The organism is Anaerotruncus sp. 1XD42-93, assembly GCF_009917605.1.
GTDB lineage: Bacteria > Bacillota > Clostridia > Oscillospirales > Ruminococcaceae > Anaerotruncus.
In genome coordinates, this window is record NZ_QZEG01000210.1 from 1 (window position 1) to 727 (window position 727).

At 48.1% G+C, this 727-nt stretch carries 1 protein-coding gene; it reads right to left on the bottom strand.

The features are described 5' to 3' along the window. Window positions 1-724 (bottom strand): IS5 family transposase gene (locus tag D5269_RS18070; RefSeq protein ID WP_120487701.1). Its coding sequence is split into 2 segments (ribosomal slippage), with 725 coding nucleotides annotated over them: window positions 1-406 and window positions 406-724; the frame shifts between segments, so codons are not numbered across the junction. This gene is flagged as partial in the annotation. Window positions 725-727: the final 3 nt, after the last annotated feature.

Below are 727 nucleotides of genomic sequence, written 5' to 3' on the forward strand. Positions count from 1 at the left end.
ACAAAAGCCAAAAAGATAATATCCAGTTTGTCATAGCGGGTAAAAATGCGACGAAATCGCTTGATACGGCGAAAAAGCCTCTCAACTTGGTTGCGCTGTTTGTACAGCTCTTTATCATAGTCCCAAGGATCTTTGCGATTGCTTTTTGGCGGAACAACAGGGATATAGCCAAGTTCCACTGCCAAAGCTCTTGTCTCATCCCCTTCGTAGGCCCGATCCATCAGAAGGTAAACCGGGTGATCCGCCGGACCGAGCTGCTGCAAAAGAGTACGGCCTTCAGGGCCATCTCCACGGTTTCCGGCAGACAACGAAAAGATTACCCCATCTCGATCAGATGCGGCGACCATATGAAGTTTGGTGTTCCACCCACCACGTGTTCTTCCGACGGCTTGCGCTCCGTTTTTTTCAGTGCACCCATTCCGTCAGGATGAACCTTGATGCAGGTGGAATCCAAACTGACCACGTTTACTTGGATTTTGATGATTCCCAGTTGCTGCAAACGCAAAAATGCTTTTTCCAAAACTCCCTTTTTCGCCCAGCGGTTTATCCGGACATAGATCACGTGCCAATCTCCGTATTCTTTGGGCAGGCTCCTCCATTTGCACCCATTTTCCATTACGTACAGCGCCGCATTCAATACATCCAGATTGCTGATTTTTGCTGGTTTCCGCTGTTTCGGAAAGCACTCTGCGATTTGTTCGTATTGTTCTTTCTTCAGTTCCATTCC